Annotated in this window: 20 protein-coding genes and 1 riboswitch; of the genes, 10 read left to right on the top strand and 10 right to left on the bottom strand. The window is 72.4% G+C overall.

The window, feature by feature from the left end; translation table 11 throughout:
• Nucleotides 1–73: 73 nt before the first annotated feature.
• The 4 genes from KIH74_RS37010 to KIH74_RS26970 all read left to right on the top strand — a co-directional run bounded on the left by KIH74_RS37010 (nt 74) and on the right by KIH74_RS26970 (nt 3,611).
• Nucleotides 74–577 (top strand): hypothetical protein, encoded by a 504-nt coding sequence (locus KIH74_RS37010; RefSeq protein WP_246573185.1) that lies wholly within the window; start codon nt 74–76, stop codon nt 575–577.
• Nucleotides 578–682: 105 nt separating this feature from the next.
• Nucleotides 683–1,756 carry an FAD:protein FMN transferase gene (locus KIH74_RS26980; RefSeq protein WP_214159160.1) on the top strand — a complete coding sequence of 358 codons (1,074 nt, stop codon included), beginning with the start codon at nt 683–685 and terminating at the stop codon, nt 1,754–1,756.
• A complete protein-coding gene (locus KIH74_RS26975) occupies nt 1,753–2,358 on the top strand; it encodes a DUF8596 domain-containing protein (protein WP_214159159.1) in 606 nt (201 codons plus the stop codon). Before KIH74_RS26980 ends, KIH74_RS26975 begins: the two co-directional genes overlap by 4 nt.
• The gene (locus KIH74_RS26970; RefSeq protein WP_214159158.1) at nt 2,355–3,611 is read left to right on the top strand and encodes an NADH-ubiquinone oxidoreductase-F iron-sulfur binding region domain-containing protein; all 1,257 of its coding nucleotides are present in this window, start codon (nt 2,355–2,357) and stop codon (nt 3,609–3,611) included. The genes KIH74_RS26975 and KIH74_RS26970 overlap by 4 nt, the downstream gene beginning before the upstream one ends.
• 5 nt (nt 3,612–3,616) lie before the next feature.
• On the opposite strand, the gene KIH74_RS26965 is transcribed toward KIH74_RS26970, so the two are convergent.
• Genes KIH74_RS26965 through KIH74_RS26955 form a run of 3 tightly spaced genes read right to left on the bottom strand, consistent with a single transcriptional unit; the run spans nt 3,617 to nt 6,677 of the window.
• Complete coding sequence (locus KIH74_RS26965) at nt 3,617–4,396, bottom strand: energy-coupling factor transporter transmembrane component T family protein (RefSeq protein WP_246573204.1); 780 nt, start codon at nt 4,394–4,396, stop codon at nt 3,617–3,619.
• A 2-nt stretch (nt 4,397–4,398) separates the two neighbouring features.
• Nucleotides 4,399–5,904, bottom strand: a complete 1,506-nt coding sequence (locus tag KIH74_RS26960) for an ABC transporter ATP-binding protein (RefSeq protein WP_308114014.1) — start codon at nt 5,902–5,904, stop codon at nt 4,399–4,401.
• Nucleotides 5,905–5,918: 14 nt separating this feature from the next.
• Nucleotides 5,919–6,677, bottom strand: a complete 759-nt coding sequence (locus KIH74_RS26955) for an ECF transporter S component (protein ID WP_214159156.1) — start codon at nt 6,675–6,677, stop codon at nt 5,919–5,921.
• Nucleotides 6,678–6,765: 88 nt separating this feature from the next.
• Nucleotides 6,766–6,871: riboswitch (TPP riboswitch) on the bottom strand.
• 125 nt (nt 6,872–6,996) lie between these two features.
• On the opposite strand from KIH74_RS26955, the gene KIH74_RS26950 reads away from it, so the two are divergent.
• The 3 genes from KIH74_RS26950 to mmuM all read left to right on the top strand — a co-directional run bounded on the left by KIH74_RS26950 (nt 6,997) and on the right by mmuM (nt 8,442).
• Nucleotides 6,997–7,149 carry a hypothetical protein gene (locus KIH74_RS26950; protein ID WP_214159155.1) on the top strand — a complete coding sequence of 51 codons (153 nt, stop codon included), beginning with the start codon at nt 6,997–6,999 and terminating at the stop codon, nt 7,147–7,149.
• A gap of 109 nt (nt 7,150–7,258) precedes the next feature.
• A complete protein-coding gene (locus tag KIH74_RS26945) occupies nt 7,259–7,534 on the top strand; it encodes a DUF4235 domain-containing protein (RefSeq protein ID WP_214159154.1) in 276 nt (91 codons plus the stop codon).
• Nucleotides 7,534–8,442 (top strand): homocysteine S-methyltransferase, encoded by a 909-nt coding sequence (gene mmuM, locus KIH74_RS26940; RefSeq protein ID WP_372492134.1) that lies wholly within the window; start codon nt 7,534–7,536, stop codon nt 8,440–8,442. Before KIH74_RS26945 ends, mmuM begins: the two co-directional genes overlap by 1 nt.
• Before the next feature lie 6 nt (nt 8,443–8,448).
• On the opposite strand, the gene KIH74_RS26935 is transcribed toward mmuM, so the two are convergent.
• The 3 genes from KIH74_RS26935 to KIH74_RS26925 all read right to left on the bottom strand — a co-directional run bounded on the left by KIH74_RS26935 (nt 8,449) and on the right by KIH74_RS26925 (nt 11,581).
• Nucleotides 8,449–9,174: a maleylpyruvate isomerase family mycothiol-dependent enzyme gene (locus KIH74_RS26935; protein ID WP_214159152.1), complete on the bottom strand. Its 726-nt coding sequence runs from the start codon at nt 9,172–9,174 to the stop codon at nt 8,449–8,451.
• A 100-nt stretch (nt 9,175–9,274) separates the two neighbouring features.
• Nucleotides 9,275–10,309, bottom strand: a complete 1,035-nt coding sequence (locus KIH74_RS26930) for an IPT/TIG domain-containing protein (RefSeq protein WP_214159151.1) — start codon at nt 10,307–10,309, stop codon at nt 9,275–9,277.
• Between the two features lie 390 nt (nt 10,310–10,699).
• The gene (locus tag KIH74_RS26925) at nt 10,700–11,581 is read right to left on the bottom strand and encodes an oxamate carbamoyltransferase subunit AllH family protein (protein WP_214159150.1); all 882 of its coding nucleotides are present in this window, start codon (nt 11,579–11,581) and stop codon (nt 10,700–10,702) included.
• A 337-nt stretch (nt 11,582–11,918) separates the two neighbouring features.
• On the opposite strand from KIH74_RS26925, the gene KIH74_RS26920 reads away from it, so the two are divergent.
• Both KIH74_RS26920 and KIH74_RS26915 read left to right on the top strand, forming a co-directional pair.
• Entirely contained in the window at nt 11,919–13,304 is a 1,386-nt protein-coding gene (locus KIH74_RS26920; protein WP_214159149.1) for a uracil-xanthine permease family protein, read from the top strand.
• A gap of 1 nt (nt 13,305) precedes the next feature.
• Nucleotides 13,306–13,593 carry a Uma2 family endonuclease gene (locus tag KIH74_RS26915; protein ID WP_214159342.1) on the top strand — a complete coding sequence of 96 codons (288 nt, stop codon included), beginning with the start codon at nt 13,306–13,308 and terminating at the stop codon, nt 13,591–13,593.
• Here the strand turns inward: KIH74_RS26915 and KIH74_RS26910 are convergent.
• The gene (locus KIH74_RS26910; protein WP_214159148.1) at nt 13,572–14,408 is read right to left on the bottom strand and encodes an LLM class F420-dependent oxidoreductase; all 837 of its coding nucleotides are present in this window, start codon (nt 14,406–14,408) and stop codon (nt 13,572–13,574) included. The two genes, KIH74_RS26915 and KIH74_RS26910, sit on opposite strands and share 22 nt — an antisense overlap.
• Nucleotides 14,409–14,497: 89 nt before the next feature.
• Between KIH74_RS26910 and KIH74_RS26905 the strand changes: the two genes are divergently transcribed.
• On the top strand, nt 14,498–14,842 hold the full coding sequence (locus tag KIH74_RS26905; protein WP_214159147.1) for a MerR family transcriptional regulator: 345 nt from the start codon (nt 14,498–14,500) through the stop codon (nt 14,840–14,842).
• On the opposite strand, the gene KIH74_RS26900 is transcribed toward KIH74_RS26905, so the two are convergent.
• The 3 genes from KIH74_RS26900 to KIH74_RS26890 are packed head-to-tail and all read right to left on the bottom strand — an operon-like array spanning nt 14,829 to nt 17,544.
• Entirely contained in the window at nt 14,829–15,686 is an 858-nt protein-coding gene (locus tag KIH74_RS26900) for a 5-oxoprolinase subunit C family protein (protein ID WP_214159146.1), read from the bottom strand. The genes KIH74_RS26905 and KIH74_RS26900 overlap by 14 nt on opposite strands.
• Nucleotides 15,686–16,315: a 5-oxoprolinase subunit B family protein gene (locus tag KIH74_RS26895; protein WP_214159145.1), complete on the bottom strand. Its 630-nt coding sequence runs from the start codon at nt 16,313–16,315 to the stop codon at nt 15,686–15,688. The genes KIH74_RS26900 and KIH74_RS26895 overlap by 1 nt, the downstream gene beginning before the upstream one ends.
• Entirely contained in the window at nt 16,312–17,544 is a 1,233-nt protein-coding gene (locus KIH74_RS26890) for an NRAMP family divalent metal transporter (RefSeq protein WP_214159144.1), read from the bottom strand. Before KIH74_RS26890 ends, KIH74_RS26895 begins: the two co-directional genes overlap by 4 nt.
• Between the last annotated feature and the right edge of the window lie 26 nt (nt 17,545–17,570).

Raw genomic sequence — 17,570 nt, 5'->3', positions numbered from 1 at the left:
CGGTTGAGATGAATTTGAGGGTTGAATGACTGGCCCTTCACCTGACCGGGCGCACAGTGTCCGGGTGCGTTCCGTGAGCCCTGACGACCGCGACCGCGGCCTGCGTGTGGTCGGCACCCTGACCGGTGCGGTCACCGCGATCACCCTTGTCGCCGTCGGTGGCACCACCGCCCTGGCCGCCTCCCAGACCCGTGAGCAGGACGCGGCGAAGGCCGCCACCACCACCGCCACGCAGCAGACCGGCGCCCAGACGGCCACGCCCACCCCTGAGCAGACCGGCACGCCCCAGCCGAAGAAGAAAAAGCGGCAGGCCGCTGAGACCACGGCCGACGGCGACAACGGCAAGAGCAACGGCGGCGGCACCGGCGAGGCCGCCTCCGGGCAGGGCGCGGGCACCACGGCGGCCACCACCAAGACCAAGAAGACGTCGAACACCCCCAAGCCGAGTTCGTCCACCAGCACGAGCACCACCACGGCCGCCGACGAAGAGACCACCACGGCCGAGACCACCACGGCCGCCGAGACCACCACCAGCACAACCACCACCGAGGCCACCGTGCCCTCGAGCGGGTCCTGAACCGACTCCGATGACCGAGCCGAGGACCGAGCCGTTGGGCGGGCCGTTGGGCGGGCCGTTGGGCGGGCCGTTGGGCGGGCCGTTGGGCGGGCCGTTGGGCGGGCCGTGGACCAGCCCGGCGACCAGCCCGGCAACCAGCCCGGCAACCAGCCCGGCGACCAGCCCGGCAACGGCCCGATGACCCCGACCGCTGTCCGCTACGGCACCGCCCGCTGGAGCGCCCTGGGCAGCTACGCCGCACTGGTGGTGGCCGACGCCACCCGGCTCGACGCCGCCCGGGCCGCCTGTGAGCGCATCCTGGCCGAGGTGGACATGGCGGCCAGCCGGTTCCGCACCGACTCCGACCTGTCCCGGGTCAACCGGGCCGCGGGCAGCTGGGTTCCGGTGTCTCCGCTGCTGTGCCGGGCGGTCTCGGCCGCGGTGTGGGCGGCCGACCTGACCGACGGCCTGGTCGACCCGACGCTGGGCCGCCAGTTGCTCGCGCTGGGTTACGACCGGGACCTGGACGAACTGCGCCGGTCGATGGCCGCGGGCCGGCCCACCGACTCCACGGTCGCGCCCGGGCTGGTGTCCGCCGACCCGGCACACGTGGTGGGCCCGGCCCGCGCCGGCGCCTGGCGCGAGATCGAGATCGACCCACAGGGTGCGGTACGGGTGCCCGACGACGTGTCACTCGACCTGGGAGCGACCGGAAAGGCGTTCGCCGCCGACCTGATCGCCGAGGTCGTGCCCGCCGAGGCCGGCACCGACCTGGTGATCAGCCTGGGCGGTGACGTGGCGGTCGGGCTGCTGCCCGGCACCGCGCCGGGCAGCCATCCGTGGCGGGTGTCGATCACCGAACTGCCGCAAGACGTCGGTGATCCCGGTGCCGAGGTGGTGGTGATCGCCGAGGGCGGCCTGGCCACCTCGTCGGTACTGGCCCGCCGCTGGTGGAACGATGGCGACGTGCATCATCTGCTCGATCCCCGCACCGGCCGCCCGGTCGACGCGACCTTCCGCACGGTCACCGCGTGCGGCTGCTCCTGCGTGGAGGCGAACGCGATCAGCACGTCCTCGATCGTGCGTGGCAGCGACGCCATCGCCTGGCTGGAGTACGAAGACGTGGCCGCCCGGCTGGTCGACGCCGACGGCAACGTCCGCCGGGTGGCCGGATGGCCCCTACCGGAACAGGTTCCATGAGCCTTGACTTTCTCACCGAGGCCTTTCAAGACGATCGGCTGCTCTGGTTCCTGAACCGGGGCACGGGCGTCATCCTGCTCGTGCTGATGACCGCCTCGGTGGCGCTCGGCGTGCTGTCCACCGTGCGCGCGTCGTCCGTGTTCTGGCCCCGGTTCGTCACCCAGGGACTGCACCGCAACATCTCGCTGCTGTGCGTGGCCCTGCTGATCGCGCACGCCGCACTGGCGGTGATCGACGAGTTCGTGAACATCCGCTGGTTCGACATGGTGGTGCCGTTCGTCGGCGAGTACCAGCCGCTGTGGCTCGGTCTCGGCACGCTGGCCACTGACTTCGTCATCCTCACCGTGATCACCGGGCTGTCCCGCACCCGGTTCGGTTCCCGCAGCTGGCGCACCATCCACCTGACCTCCTACCTGGGCTGGCTGGCCGGGCTGGTGCACGGCTTCGGCATCGGCACCGACTCCCGCGAGGTCTGGTCGATGGGCGTCACGGTGGCCTGTGTGGGTGTGGTGGCCGGTGCCGTGGCGGTGCGGCTGGGCACACTCGGCACCGAGCGCCGGATGGACCGGCGGCAGAGTTCACCGGGACGGCGGGCCCGATGACGCACGCGGTGCTGGAGTCCGGCTTCCACGGCGAGGTCTCGGTGCTCGACGGCCCGATGCTGCTGCGCGCCGTGGGGCAGGACCAGGGCCCGGGCCTGCGCGCGCACCGGCGGCTGTGGGACGAGCCGATGCGGATGACGGCCGAGCAGCTGCTCGAGCTGAGCTGGAAGATCGGCCTGACCGGGCGCGGCGGGGCGGAGTTCCCGTTCGCCCGCAAGCTCCAGGCCGCGTTCGAGTCCGGGCGCAGACGTGAGCTGGTGGTCAACTGCTCGGAGGGTGAGCCGGCCAGCGCGAAAGACAGCAGTCTGCTGCTCACCTCGCCGCACCTGGTGCTCGACGGTGCCCAGTTGCTGGCCGAGGCCCTCGACGTGCACACCGTGCACATCTCCGCCCCGGGTGAGCGGCCCGGCGTGGTGCGGGCGGTGCGGGCGGCGATCGACGAGCGCCCGGGCGGGCGCAAGGCCATCGACTTCGAGGTGCACACCACCAGCGGCGGTTTCGTCGGCGGGCAGTCCCGCGCGGTGCTGGAGATGCTGTCCGGCCGCGACAACCTGCCGGTGACGGCCCGCACCCCGGAGGCGATCTCCGGGTTCAAGGGCCGGCCGACCATGGTGTGCAACGCCGAGACGCTGGCCCATCTGGCGGCGGTGAACTCCCTGGGTGCCGAGGAGTACTCCCGCTGGGGCACCGCCGCCGAGCCCGGCACCCGGCTGCTGTCGATCTCGGCCGACGGCCCGGGTGGGCTGGTGATGGAGGCACCGTACGGGGTCTCGCTGGCCGAGCTGCTGGAGTTCTGCGGCTACGACCCGGCCCGGCCGCTGCTGCTCGGCGGCTACCACGGCACCTGGCTGGCACCGCACCAGGTCACCGGCAGCACGCTGAGCTCGAAAGACCTGGTCCGGTTCGGCGCGCGGCTGGGGGCCGGGGTGCTGCTGCCGATGCTGCCGGGTGACTGCCCGCTCACCTACACCGCCTCGATCGTCGACTACCTGGCGCAGCAGCGGGCCAAACGCTGCGGGCCGTGCACCAACGGCCTGCCCGCCTTGGCCAACGCCTGTATGCGCCTGCCCGGCGCCCGGTCCCGCCGCGAGTCGGCCACCCTGGTGGAACGCATCCAGGAGCTCACCGGCCTGGTCACCGGGCGCGGCGCCTGCGCCCACCCGGACGGCACGGCCCGGCTGGTCAACTCGATGCTCGACACCTTCGCCCCGGAGATCGAGAACCACGTGGACGGGTACTGCCACTACGCCTAGGAAGGCTAGGCCAGCACCAGGTTCCAGGTGCCGGCCAGCAGACCGGCCGCCGTCGCCGCCACGGCCACCCCCAGCCCGCCCAGCACCACCAGCAGGTCGAACCGGCTGAACCGGCTGGGCCGGGCCCAGGTGCGCGGGGCGTCCACCCCGAACCCCCGCGCCTCCATCGTGGTGGCCAGCACGGTTCCCCGCCGGATCGCGATCACCAGCAGCGCGAACACCTGGTGCAGGTAGCGCCCGCGGTCGAAGCCCCGGGCCCGGCGGGCCATGGTCAGGGTCTGCCACTCCTGGGCCAGCAGCCCGACCAGACGCAGCGAGGCCAGCGCGGAGAGAACGAAACGGTGCGGCAGGTGCAGGTTCTGGGCCAGGGCGTCGGCCAGGTCGGTGGGATCGGTGGTGGCCAGCAGCACCACGCCGGGCAGCCCGATCGCCAGGATGCGCAGGGTGATCGCCACCGCCGAGGTGAGCGATCCCTGGGTCACACTGACGAAACCCATTCCCAGCAGCGTCGTTCCACTGTCCACCCCGAAGAACAGCGTCAGCAGCCCGGCCGGGACCGCCCCGAGCAGAATGATCCAGCTGCTGCGCAACAGGTTCCGCGGGGACAGACCGCACCAGGGCAGGGCTGCCAGCTCCAGGGCCAGGGCCACCCCCGCGGTCACCGGGTCGACAGTGAGGATCAACGCCACCGAGATCACCGTTGCCACCGCCAGTTTCGCGGCCGGGTTGGCCCGGGCCACCGGGGCGGACGATGCCTCGCGGATGTCGAGCCCGTCGAAGAGCATGGTCACAGCTTCACCACCGATCCGTACGCGGCCAGCACCTCGACCAGCTCGTGGTCGTGGGTGGCCGCCACCACCGCCCGGCCCTCGCCGAGCAGCTCCAGCAGCAGGCCGGTGAGCTCGGTCCAGGTGCGGGCGTCCTGCCCGAACGTCGGCTCGTCGAGCACCAGCACGTCGGGTGCGGTGGCCAGCACTGTCGCGACCGAGAGCCGCCGCTGCTCACCGCCGGAGAGTGTGTAGGGGTTGGCCCGCGCCAGGTGATCCAGCCGCAACCGTCCCAGTATCTCGTCGGCACCAATGGTGGACGACGAAACCGCCCGCCTCCGCCCCCACCGGCGTCCCTGTGCCGCAACCCGTTCCGGCCCGACCGTGAGCTCACCGGCCACGGTCGGCGCCACGAACTGGTGCTGCGGGTCCTGGAACACCGTGCCGATCCGGCTCACCAGCCGGCCCGCGTTCCAGGCGTGCGGGCTCGGCCCGGCGCCCCGGGCCAGCGCCTCGGAGGCCACCAGCGATCCCTCGGCCGGAGCGGTCAGACCGGCGAGAGTCAGTGCCAGGGTGGACTTCCCGGCCCCGTTCGGCCCGGTGACGGCCAGCGCCCGGCCGGCCTCGACCACCAGGTCGACGCCACGCACCGCCGGTTCTTTCTGCCCGGGGCGGCGTGCGCCCAGCCGCGAGGCGGTGAGCAACGCGGGGCTCACGTCGTCCACCGTCGGGCTCGTCGGCGCGGGACGCAGACCCGGCACCCACACCCCCGCGGCGAACAACGACTCACCCTGCTCGGCGAACACCCGGCCGGGCACACCGTCGGCCCGCACGCCGCCGCCGGGCTCCAGCACGACCACCCGGTCGATCAGCGGCAGCCACGGCTCCACCCGGTGCTCGACCAGCACGCAACCGGCGCCGGTGCGCTCCAGCACGGCGGCGATGCTGGAGCGCACCAGGTCGGCGCCCTCCGGGTCGAGCATCGCCGTGGGCTCGTCGAGCAGCAGCAGACCGGGCCGCAGGGCGAGCACGCCGGCCAGCGCCAGCCGCTGCCGCTCGCCACCCGACAGCCGGCCGGTCGGATGCTCCGGAGGGTACGGAAAGCCCACTCCCTCCAGGGCTTCCGACACCTTCGGCCAGATCAGGTGGGTGGGCACGGCGTGGTTCTCCAGGCCGAAGGCCACGTCGTCACCGCAGCGGGCGAGCACCGTCTGCGCCTGCGGATCCTGGAGCAGCAGGCCGGTGGCGGCCTGGCCGTCACGCACTCCCTGCTGCCGGGCCCGGCGCGCCTGGACGCCGTCGACCAGCAGCACGCCCTCCTCGTCACCACCGGTCTCGTCCGGGTCGAGCAGACCGGCCAGCCCGGCGAGCAGGGTGGACTTGCCGGCGCCACTGGCGCCGAGCAGCAGCACCCGCTCGCCGGGCTCGATCCGCAGGTCGAGACCGCGCACCGCCCAGGCCTTACGGGTGGAGTGTCGCCAGCCCCAGTTGTGCGCCTCGATCAACGGAAGTCGGGTGTCGGACACGATCGGCCATGCTCTCAGACGCGTTCGGCGCTGCGGCCGGAGGCCAGCGGCGCCAGGGTTCCGGTGCTGGCCAGGGCCCGGGTGAGCAGCCACGACCCGAGGCCGGCGATCACCACGCCGGAGGCCGTCGCGATCAGCACGTAGGCGAGTTTGCCGCCGGCGCCCAGGGTCTCGGGGTAGTAGATCAGGCTGTCGAGCAGACCCACCGCGACACCGGCACCGGCCCCGGCGAACAGCGCCGTGGGCAGGCCGTAGCGGCGGTAGAGCAGCAGCGCGAACACCACCTCCGCGCCCATCCCCTCGACCAGGCCGTACCAGACCGTGGCGAAGCCCCACTCGTTGCCGACCAGTGCGGACAGCACGGCGGCCACCAGTTCGGTGTACACCGCGGCGCCCGGACGCCGCACCACCAGTGCACCGAGCACGGCCGGGAACAGCCAGACCCCGGCGATGATCGCGGAGGCCGGCGGCACCATCGCGTCGCGCAGCGGGGTGGACGCCGCGTTCCAGACCGCGAACACCAGGCCCCCGGCCACACCGAGCACGCTGGCCGTGACGATGTCGACCACCCGCCAGCGCCCGGCCCGCGCGGTAGAGGCGGTGACCGCGACCCCGGCGGTGGCCACGAACAGGGCCGTCGGCAGGGTCAGGTCGGACAGCGGGGTGCCGAACAGCGAAGTGCCTTCGGGTAGGCCGATCAGGTAGACCGCCAGTGCCACGGCGACCGCGGCACCCGCGGCGAACAGGCGTGGGCCGGCCCAGGGGGTGTTCATGTGCGTGCTCCTCCGTCATCGGAGGGGGGCCGTCGCCGGGGGAACCACCGCCGATGGGCGCAGCCACCGGCCGGAGCGCCCTCGGAAACGGCCGAGATGCCCGACTCCCTTCGCCGGCATGACCCGGATCAGGTTCGAGGGTCTGCGGTTGCCCGCACTCTCAGCGCCCTCATGACGCTCCCCTGTCGCACTTGCGACGGTACACCCCCTGGGCACGATCCGCTGCGGACCAATGACCTCATCCCTCGCATCCGGTGACCGCCCGGCGCCGGGCGGCGTGCTCCGGGACAGCGCGCGCCGGGCATGTCACCCTGTTGCGATGATCCTCAGGATGCTGCGCAGCACCACCCGGAACGGCAGCGGGCCCAGTCCGCTCGCCCGGCTCCTGGCGCTCCTGCTCCTGTTCGGCCTGGTCGGGTCCAGCGCGACGGTGCTGATCCCGGTGTTCCGCTGGGTGTTCAGCCTGCTCTGACGTCGTCACCCCGCTACTGGTGGGCCCCTGGCGATGCCGCCCGGCCGCGGGTGGGCCAGGATTGATCCAGATTGATGTGTAGACGTCGGTGGCGGTGAGGAGAGCGCGCATGAAATCGGTGATGTGGAAGGTTCTGTCGGCAGCCGCGGCGATCGCGGCGGCGCAGGCGGCGAACCAGACGCTGAACATCGTCTGGAAGGGCGCGACCGGTGGGCAGCCCCCGACCGTGCCCGAAGACCCGGAGACCACCTGGAAGGAGGCGATCGCCTGGGCCGCGCTGTCCGGCGCGATCATGGGGGTGGCCCGGATGTTCGCCACCCGCAAGGCGGCGGCGTACTACGTGAAATCCACCGGGTCGATGCCGAAGGCCCTGATCCGGGACTGATCGTGTCTGACGTTCTCAGCGGCGGCCGGGTCCTCGTCCTCGACGGGGGCCTGTCCACCGAACTCGAATCCCGCGGCCACGACATCTCCGGCCGGCTCTGGTCGGCCCAGCTGCTGATGGACGCCCCGGACGCGGTGGTCGCGGCGCACCGGGCCTACCTCGACGCCGGCGCCGACATCGTCACCACCGCCAGCTACCAGGCCTCGCCCGAGGGCTTCGCCCGGGCGGGCGTCGACCTGGCCACCGGCTCCGGCCTGATCCGGCAGTCGGTGCTGCTGGCCCTGCGCGCGGTCGAGGAGTCCGGGCGCCCGGCCCTGATCGCCGGGTCGGTCGGCCCCTACGGCGCGATGCTGGCCGACGGGTCGGAGTACACCGGCGACTACGGCGACGTCGGCGTGGACGAGCTGCGTGCCTTCCACCGCCCCCGGCTGGAGCTGCTCGCCGAGGCCGGGGTGGACCTGATCGCCGCGGAGACCGTTCCGTCGCTGGCCGAGGTGGAGGCGCTGCTGGCCGAGCTGGACCGGCTGGGACACCCGGCCTGGATCAGCCTGACCACCGTGGGCTCGCGAACCCGGCGCGGCGAGCCCGCGGCCGAGGCCTTCGCGCTGGCCGCGTCGGTGCCGTCGGTGATCGCCGTGGGCGTCAACTGCACCTCCCCGGTCGGGATCGGTGAGACGGTGGCCGTGGCACACGAGGCGAGCGGCAAACCCGTTGCGGTGTACCCGAACAGCGGTGAGGGCTGGGACGCCGGACGGCGCGCCTGGACGCCCGCCCCGCCGTCCCAGGGTCTGCTGCTGGGTGATGTCGACGGCTGGGTGACGTCCGGGGCGCAGATCGTCGGCGGGTGCTGCCGGGTGGGTCCGGAGCAGATCCGGGCGATCGCCGGGGTCGTCTCCTCCACGGCCTGATCCCGGTCAGGCCGTCACTTTCGCCGACAGCACCTCGATCGCCGCGGACCGGTCCCCCTCGACCAGCAGCCGAGGGTCGTCCGCCGGGATCCGGTGCCAGAGTGCGAGCAGCAGGGCCTCGGCCGGCCCGGTGACGGTGGCGTCCGCCGGCTCCTCGCCGCTCGTCCCGGTGCCGTCGCCCGAGAACACGTGCCGCCGGCCGGTTTCGGCGACCACCACGGCCAGCGAGCGGTCCAGCGCGGGCATCCGCCCCAGCCGCACCTGCCGCGGGAAGAACACGTGACGGGCCTCGTCCACCCCGTCGGCCGCGAGCACCGGGTCGACCGGCTCGCCACCGCCCAGGGCGTTGCGTGCGTCCCACAGATGCATGGTGATCTCGTGCGCCTGCCGTCGCCGCCACCAGCCCGCCACCTGCGGGCCGGTCCCGAAGTGCCAGGCCGGGGCATCGGCGGGCAGCTCCCGCAGCGCCGCCAGCAATCCGGCGGCGGACTCCCGGTACCAGTCCACCAGTCCGGCCCGATCGCCGGGCGCGGCCGGCGGGTCGTCGCCCTCCACCCCCTCGACGATCGCGTGCCGGGCCCACCGGTGCACGCCGCCGACGTGATCGGCCAGGTCGTGCAGACTCCAGCCCGGGCAGGTCGGGACCGGGACGCCGAGGTCGGCCGTCTCCAGCATCACCGCGAACCGCTCGGTCTCCCGCTCCACGACCGCCAGAAAGTTGATCTCCGTCATCGCGGCATCATCGCTCACCCGCGTCAGAAGGCCGGAGCCCGGCCCCCATCCGTGGGGGCCGGGCTCCGGCTGTATCAGGCGGTGCTACCTACGGGGCCGATCAGAAGGCGGCCGCGGTGTAGGTCGCGCTCTTGGAGACGGTGGTGGCGCCGGTGGCGGTGGTGGCGCCGGTCGCGTCGACCACCTGCACCGAGTAGGCGCCGAGAGCGGAGGTCAGCGCGGGGAGCTGGCAGTCCAGCTCGGTGTCGCTGACCACCTGGACGGAGGTGCAGTACTTCGGGGAGGCCGGGATCGTGGTGGTGATCGCCGAGCCACCGGGCGAGAGAACGACGACGGCCTTACCGGTGGCGGCCGCGTCGGCGAAGCTCTTGGCGTTGAACCCGGTTCCGGTCACCGTGAGGACGTTGCCCGCGGTGCCGTCACCACTGGTCGGCGAGACCGAGACGACCGGCACGTAGCTGACGGTGTCGGTGGTGCTGGCCGAGCCGTACGGGGTGGTGACCTTGACGGCCAGACCGGTGGCCGCCGCGTGGGCGGGCAGCACGACCGAGACCTTGGTGGCGCTGACATAGGTGGCCTTGGCCGCGGTGCCACCGATCGAGGCGGACAGACCGGTCTTGACGAAGTTCGTGCCGTTGACCACAACCGTGGTGTTGCCCAGGGTCGACGCGCTGGCGATGTTGCTGGCCGCGCCGACGATGGTGGTGGCGGTCGGGGCCGCGGCGGTCACGTACTTCGCCGAGCCGAGGATGGTGGCGCTGGTACCGCTGGCCGCCTTGTCCCAGACGCACAGGTAGTAGGTACCGGCGGTCAGGGTGTTGGGGGCGGTGACGGTGGCCGAGGTCGCGGAGGTGACGCTGAACGGTGTGGCGACCGTGGCCGGGACGGTGGTGCCCGAGCAGGCGGTGCTGCTGAACGACACCGACTTGGCGATCGCGGCCCCCGTGCTGTCCGCGAAGCCCGAGCCCTTGATCTTGATGACCTGGGTGGCGCTGGCGGGGCCGGTGGTCGGAGAGATCGTGATCGACGTGGCGGCCTGCGAGATGTTGGCGACGGCGACGGTGCCCGCGATGGCGAGGGCGCCGGCGAGGGTCAGGCCCAGGGCCCGCTTGGCCGTGATCTTGGGGGTGCGCATGCGTCTCCTCCGTGAGAGAGCTTCGGGGTCCCTCTTGAACCCCACCGGGATGCCTATCGACGCCGCCCCAGGGCTTTTAACGTCGAACCCGCCGGCTCACCCGAACGGCGCAGGATCCGGGCGCTCCGTCACCCCGTGGCCTTGATCCACCACCCAGTGTGACGACATTTCGGTGCGAAAGCTCCTCTGCGACAGGCAGTTCCCGAAGGGCGACAGCACCGGGCCGCCCGGTCCGCACCGCACCGTGACCCCATCCGCCCGGAACGGCCCGAACGGCCTCCGGACGTGACACCCGACGCGGCACCGGACGCGACACCGGACGCGACACCGCCCCGTCGCCCCCGGCGGTTCGCCGGAGTGCAACGGGGCGGGTCGTCGCCGCCGGGGGCTCTACAGAACGGCGGAGGCCCCGATCGGGCCGGTGGCGTCGATGGCCACCCGGCGCCGGCGCGAGGGACCCTGCATCAGGTTGGTCAGCTGGGCCACCGCACCGGCCGCCATCGCGGCGCCGGAGCTGGCGCCGACCGGCAGCACCTCGTCGAGGGCGGGACGGATCGCCGCCGGGTCGCCGGTGCTCAGCGCGCCGACGAAGCGGGTCAGCTGCGGCACCACGGCACCGGTGACGGCGGAGCGCAGCAGCGCGGCCGAGATCGCCGTGGTGCGCCCGTCGGCCGCGGCCACGCCGTCGGCCAGCAGGCGGTGCGCGGTGGAGCGGGGGGCCCAGGCGGCGAGCGCGGCCAGCGCACCGACCAGGGCGTCGTCACCGGCCGGGGTGAGGCCGGGACCGGTACCGAGCAGCGCCTCGAAGGCCGCCTCGGTGTCGCCGGAGCGCAGCAGGTCGAGACCCTCGGCCAGCGGCTGCGCGGCCTCGTCGAGCAGGCCGTCGAGCAGGGCGGTGGGCAGCATCTCGGGCGCGGGGGGCGGCAGCACCTGCTTGGGCACGGTGGGGTTCCACCAGCGCAGCACCGGCAGCCGGGTGCCGGCCATCGAGACCGCACCGTGGCCGAACACGATCGGGCCGGGCGAGACCGGGGCGCCGTCGACCGACACCGGCACCAGGTCGGCGACGCCGGGCGGCAGGGTGAGGCCGATCGGGAGCTGGACGGCGGCCGGGTCGAGCAACGCGACCACGGCGCCGGGGTGGTGCCGCCCGTCGTCGTCGGTGGCCGGATCGACCTCCAGGTAGACGGCCCCCGAGACGATCGCGCTCACCCGTGCCGGTCTCGCCGGACCGGCGAGCAGAGGGAACAGGGTCAGGCTCGCGGCCGTCATTTCTTACCTCCGAACGTCCACGAGGCGACCACGTGGACAACAGCACGTCTGAGGAACCCCCTGAAACTACCGGACGTGGGAGACAGATCGGGCATCCGTCCCGGGCGACTCGCGGACACGCCCGCAGGCACCACGGCGTGCCACGGAGGGCCACCAGGCCGTCACCACCGCTCTGGTGGGAACGGCCTCGCGAGCCCGTGGCGGACCGGGCCGGACCTGCGCGGCCACGCCGTCCGTGAACCGGTTTGTGAGTTCCGCGTAAAAAGCCGCCACTCTTTGGTGACGAGCCGTGAACGGTACTTCTACGCTTCGCGCAGGCGACGAGGAGGGTGACCGGATGGCCATCGGATGGAAGCTGCACGGAGACGGCAAGACGCTCGCACCGGGCGAGGTGGTGGCCCCGGACGAGCGGCTGAGCTGGGACCGCACGATCGGGCTCGGGGCCCAGCACGTGGTGGCGATGTTCGGCGCCACGTTCGTGTTCCCGGTGCTGATGGGCCTCAACCCGCAGCTGGCGATCATGATGAGCGGGATCGCCACGATCGTGTTCCTGCTGATCGTGCAGAACAGGGTGCCCTCGTACCTGGGCACCAGTGCCTCGTTCGTGGGCGGGGTGGCGGCGATCCGGGCGCAGGGCGGTGACTCCTCCGACGTCACCGGCGCGATCCTGGTGGCCGGGCTGATGCTGGTCGTGGTCGGCGTCGTCATCCACTTCGCCGGCAGCCACCTGGTGAACGAGGCGCTGCCGCCCGCCGTGACCGGCGCCGTGGTGATGCTGATCGGCTTCAACCTGGCCCCGGTGGTCGCGGACACCTACTGGCCGCAGGACCAGTGGGTGGCCCTGCTGGTGATGCTGTTCGTGGTGGTGCTCAGCGTGGCCGCCGGCGGGTTCGTCGGCCGGGTCGCGATCTTCCTCGGTCTGGTGTTCGGCTTCGTGATCTCCTGGCTGTTCGACCGGGTCTTCGGCCAGATCACCGCCTTCAACGCGGGCACCGGTGAGGTGGACACGCACTGGCGGGTGGTCTGGGACAGTGTCGACAGCGCAGCCTGGTTCGGCTTCCCCGACAAGACCGTGATCGGCCCGGACGGCCTGGAGATCGCCGGATTCCACGCCCCCACCTTCTCCGCCGCGTTCATCCTGCTCGTGCTGCCGTCGGTGATCGCGCTGGTGGCGGAGAACGCCGGGCACGTCAAGGCGGTCGGCGAGATGACCGGCAGCGACCTGGACCCGGTGCTCGGCCGGGCGATCGCGGGCGACGGCGTGGGCACGGTGCTGGCCAGCGCCGTCGGCGGTTCGCCCACCACCACCTACGCGGAGAACATCGGCGTGATGGCGGCGACCCGGGTCTACTCCACCGCCGCGTACTACGTGGCGGCGGTCGTGGCCATCCTGTTCGGCCTGTGCCCCAAGTTCGGCGCCCTGGTCGCCGCCACCCCGGGCGGGGTGCTGGGCGGTATCACCGTGGTGCTCTACGGCATGGTCGGCCTGCTCGGCGCGAAGATCTGGATCGAGAACAGGGTCGACTTCGGCAACCCGATCAACCTGGTGCCACTGGCCGCCGGGCTGATCATCGCGATCGGCGACACCAGCGTGAAGATCACCGACGACTTCTCGCTCTCCGGCATCGCCCTGGGCACGATCGTCGCGGTGGTCGGCTGGCACCTGGCCCGGACGGTGGCTCCGGCACACTTGAAGGAGCGACTGAAGACCGAGCGCGTCTAGAATTTGGGAAAAGAAACGCGCCCGGGAGGAACAACTCGCCTACCTGGTGCCCGAAGACGTCTGTCTCGCAGTCGAAGTCATGTCCCCGTCGAGCCGCACGACGGATCTCGGCGCCAAGCGGGACTTCTACCGGGAGTGGGACACCCCGATCTCCTGGGTGCTCGACCCGGCCACCCAGGAGATTCACGAGTTCGGGCTCGTCGACAGTGCCCAGACCTGGCTGGCCGACCTGGATCTCTCCAGCATCTGGCCGGAAAAGCCGGCGCCTCAGGGCAACAGCCCCGCGTAGGCGTCCAGACCGCGCCGGGTGTTGCCCGGGCTGATCGCACCGGTCAGCCCGAGCAGCACCCGGTGCACCCCGAGCTCCCGCGCCGCATCCAGATCATGCGGCGTGGGGGCGTACAGGGTGGCGACCACCAAGGGCGTGGGGACGGCGCGAGCATCGGCCAGCTCGGCGAGTTCTTTGATGCCACGGGCTAATTCGTCCATCGACAGACCGGGCGGCGCCAGCCAGCCGCTGCCCGAGCTCACCACCCGGCCCAGCGTGGTCGGCCCCCAGCCGCCGAGCCAGACCGGCGGATGCGGCGTCTGCACCGGCTTGGGCCACATCTCGATCGGGTCGAAATCCACCAGTTCGCCGTGGAACTCAGCGCCCGGACCGGCCCAGATCGTCTTCACCGCCGCCAGTCGCTCGGTCAGCAGGGCGAACCGCGTGGCCGGGTCGGTGCCGTGGTTGCGCATCTCCTCCCGCAACCAGCCCGCCCCCGCCCCGAGCTCGGCCCGCCCGCCCGACACCAGGTCCAGACTGGCCACCTCCTTGGCCAGGTGGATCGGGTCGCGCTGGGGCACCAGCAGCACCGACGTGCCGAGCCGCAGCCGGGTGGTGGCCACAGCCGCCGCGGTCAGCGTGACGAACGGGTCGAGGTTGCGATAATAGTCGCGGGAGATCGGGTTTCCGTCCGGCGTGGGGGTGGCGAACCGGGTCGGGATGTGCGAGTGCTCGGGCACGAACAGCGACTCGAAGCCCCGGTCCTCGATCTGCCGGGCCAGCTCGGCCGGAGGTGTCTGCTCGTCGGTGACCGGGGTGAAGATGCCGAGTCTCATGATGCCGCTCCCTGAGGAAGGAATTCCGCTGGACCGGCCGTTACCGTAAACACTGACACCTGCGTCAGGGTCAAGCACCGGGAGCGGGCATGCGCATCGGGGAACTGTCGGACCGCACGGGCGCCAGCGTGCGGTCGCTGCGGCACTACGAGGCGTCCGGCCTGCTCAGCCCGCAGCGCCTGGGCAACGGTTACCGCGAGTTCCCGGAGCAGGCGGTGCAGACCGTCACCCGGATCCGCGCCCTGCTCGCCGCCGGCCTGTCGCTCGCGGTGATCCGGGAGGTGCTGCCCTGCGTGCAGAACACCGATCTGGCGGTGGAGTCGTGCGACTCCCTCACCCGGGTGCTGCGTTGCGAGCTGGACAAGATCGATGCCCGTGCCGACGAACTGCACCGGGCCAGGACGGCGATCAGTGCCATGCTCACCGGCCCCTGACCCGGAACCGCAACGTGGTGCCCGGCGCCGCCTGCGCGGCCAGGTCGAGCGCGGCCCGGGTGACCACCCCGATCACCGGATAGCCCCCGGTGACCGGATGGTCCCTCAGGAAGAGCACGGGCAGGCCGTTGCCCGGCACCTGGATGCTGCCGGTCGCCGTGCCCTCCGACGGCAGCTCCCCCTTCTTGAGACGCTCCAGCATGGCGCCCTCCAGCCGAAGGCCCACACGGTTGCTGGTCGGCGAGACCCGCCAGGCCGTGCGGGCCAGCACGCCGAGCGCCGCGTCGGTGAACCAGCCGGCCCGCGGCCCGGGCACGACGTCGAGCACCGGTTCGGCGAAAACCCCCGGCGGACAAACGTAGTCGACAACCGGCACCAGGCCGGCCGGGCCGACGGGCAGCGTGGCCCCGGCCTCCAGCGGTGCCGGGCCGAGACCGCTCAGCACGTCGCCCGAGCGGCTGCCCAGCACCGGCGGCAGGTCCAGACCACCCGACACCGCGAGGTACGACCGCAGCCCGGCGGTCACCGCGCCGACCTGCACGGTCTGCCCGGGCAGCACCCGGAAGGCGGCGTCGAAGGGCGCCGGGCGGCCGTCGACCAGCACCGGCGCGGGCGCCCCGGTCACCGCGAGCGTCAGCACCGACGACGCCTCGGAACGCAGCTCCGGCCCGCGCACGGTGGTTTCCAGAACAGCTGCGCCGGAGGGATTCCCGACGAGCCGGTTGGCCAGGTGGAACGAGCCGCGGTCGAGGGCGCCGGAGGGCGGCACGCCGAGGTAGGCATGACCCGGGCGGCCCTCGTCCTGCACCGTGGTGAACAGACCGGGGTGGATCACGTGCAGCATCAGGCGACCTGCCGGAATCGCACGGTCATGCCGGGGCGCACGGCCGCGGGCGGATCCGCCGCGTCGTCCCACAGTTGCATGTCGGTGCTGCCGATCAACCGCCAGCCCCCGGGACTGGGCCGCGGGTAGACGGCCGTGAACCGGTCGGCCAGCGCCACCGACCCACCGGGCACCACGGCCCTCGGCTCGGCCCGCCGGGGCACCCGCAGCACCGCGGGCACCCCGGTGAGGTAGACGAAGCCAGGCGCGAAACCGCTGAACGCGGCCCGGAACCCGGTGCTGGTGTGGATCTCGACGATCTGCTGCACGCCCAGCCCTGTCAGCGCCGCCACCTCGTCCAGGTCGGGTCCGTCGTAGCGCACGCCGACGGTGATCGTGCCGGTGTCGGCCGCGTCCTCCACCGGCTCCGACTCGACCTCGGCGAGCAGGGCCCGGAACGCGCCGGGCGGCATCGGCCGCGCCAGGGTGACCAGCACGGTGGAGAGCCCGGGGACGACGTCCACCAGTTCGATCCGGCGGCGCCCGGCGACGATCCGCAGGCCCTGCGCCACCCGGGCCGGGTCGGTCTCCGGAACGTCGATCAGGTAACCGGTCTCGCCGGCCGGCCAGGCGTACAGCGACGTGCTCATGTGAAGATCTTCGGCAGTTCGGCCAGGGACTTCCACCCGGCGTAGACGGTGAAGGCCCAGGCGGCGAAACCGATCAGGAGCAGCACACGCGGATAACGGTAGCCGGGCAGCAGATCCGGGCGGCGCCAGCCGGCCCACAGCAGCAGCCCGAGCCCGACCGGCAGCACCAGGCCGTTGAACGCCCCGGCGAAGATCAGCAGCGAGGTGGGGGTCTGGCCGATCACCAGATAGGCGATCGTGGCCACGGTGATCAGCAGCGAGATGGTCAGGCTGAACCGGCGGGCCACCACGGGCACCAGCGTCTTCAGGAACGTGGCCGAGGTGAACGACGCCCCGATCGTGCTGGTCATGCCGGCCGTCCAGAGGGCCAGACCGAACAGCCGCACGCCCGATTCCCCGGCCACCTGCCGGAAGGCGGAACCGGCCGGGTCGTCGTCCGCGAGCGCGAAGCCACCGGCGACCACCCCGAGAATGCCGAGGAACAACAGGATTCGCACCGCCCCGGTGACCAGGATGCCGGTGGTGGCGCCGCGGCTGATCGTGGCCAGGTGCTCGCGGCCGACGGTTCCGGTCTCCAGCAGGCGGTGCGCCCCGGCGTAGGTGATGTAGCCGCCGACGGTGCCGCCGACCAGGGTCAGCACCGGCAGGAAGTCGAGGCCCTGCGGGTCCACGGTGCGGGCCAGCGCCTCGCCCACCGGGGGTGCGGCCTTGATCGCGATGAAGGTGATCAGGCCGATCTTGACCACGCCGAGCACGATCACGGCACGGTCCACGGCGCCGTCCATCGCCTGGTAGCTGAACACGAAAATGGCGATGACAGCGGATATCACGGCACCCAGCCGGGTGTCGATGCCGAGCAGGTCGTGCAGCCCGAGCCCGGCCCCGGCGATGTTGCCGATGCCGAAGATCAGGCCGCCGAGCACGATCAGGAAGGTGAGCACGTGGCCCGACCCGGGCAGCACCTGGTTCGCGATGTCCTGCGCGGGCCGGCCGGACAGGCCCACCACGCGCCACACGTTGAGCTGGATGGCCAGGTCGATGAGGATGCTGGCCAGGATGGCGGCGCCGAACGACGCGGCGTAGGTGCCGGTGAACTTGGCTGTCTGAGTGATGAATCCGGGTCCCACGGCCGACATCGCCATGAGCAGGATCGCCCCGGCGTAGGCGATCAGCCGGTTGCGGGACACTCCGGCGGCACGGGCTTCTTGCGAGGTGGTGGCAGCGGACATCACAGGTTCCCCCGATCTGGAGAGGT

The organism is Kineosporia corallincola (assembly GCF_018499875.1).
GTDB lineage: Bacteria > Actinomycetota > Actinomycetes > Actinomycetales > Kineosporiaceae > Kineosporia > Kineosporia corallincola.
This window is presented reverse-complemented; position numbering and strand designations above follow the sequence as displayed.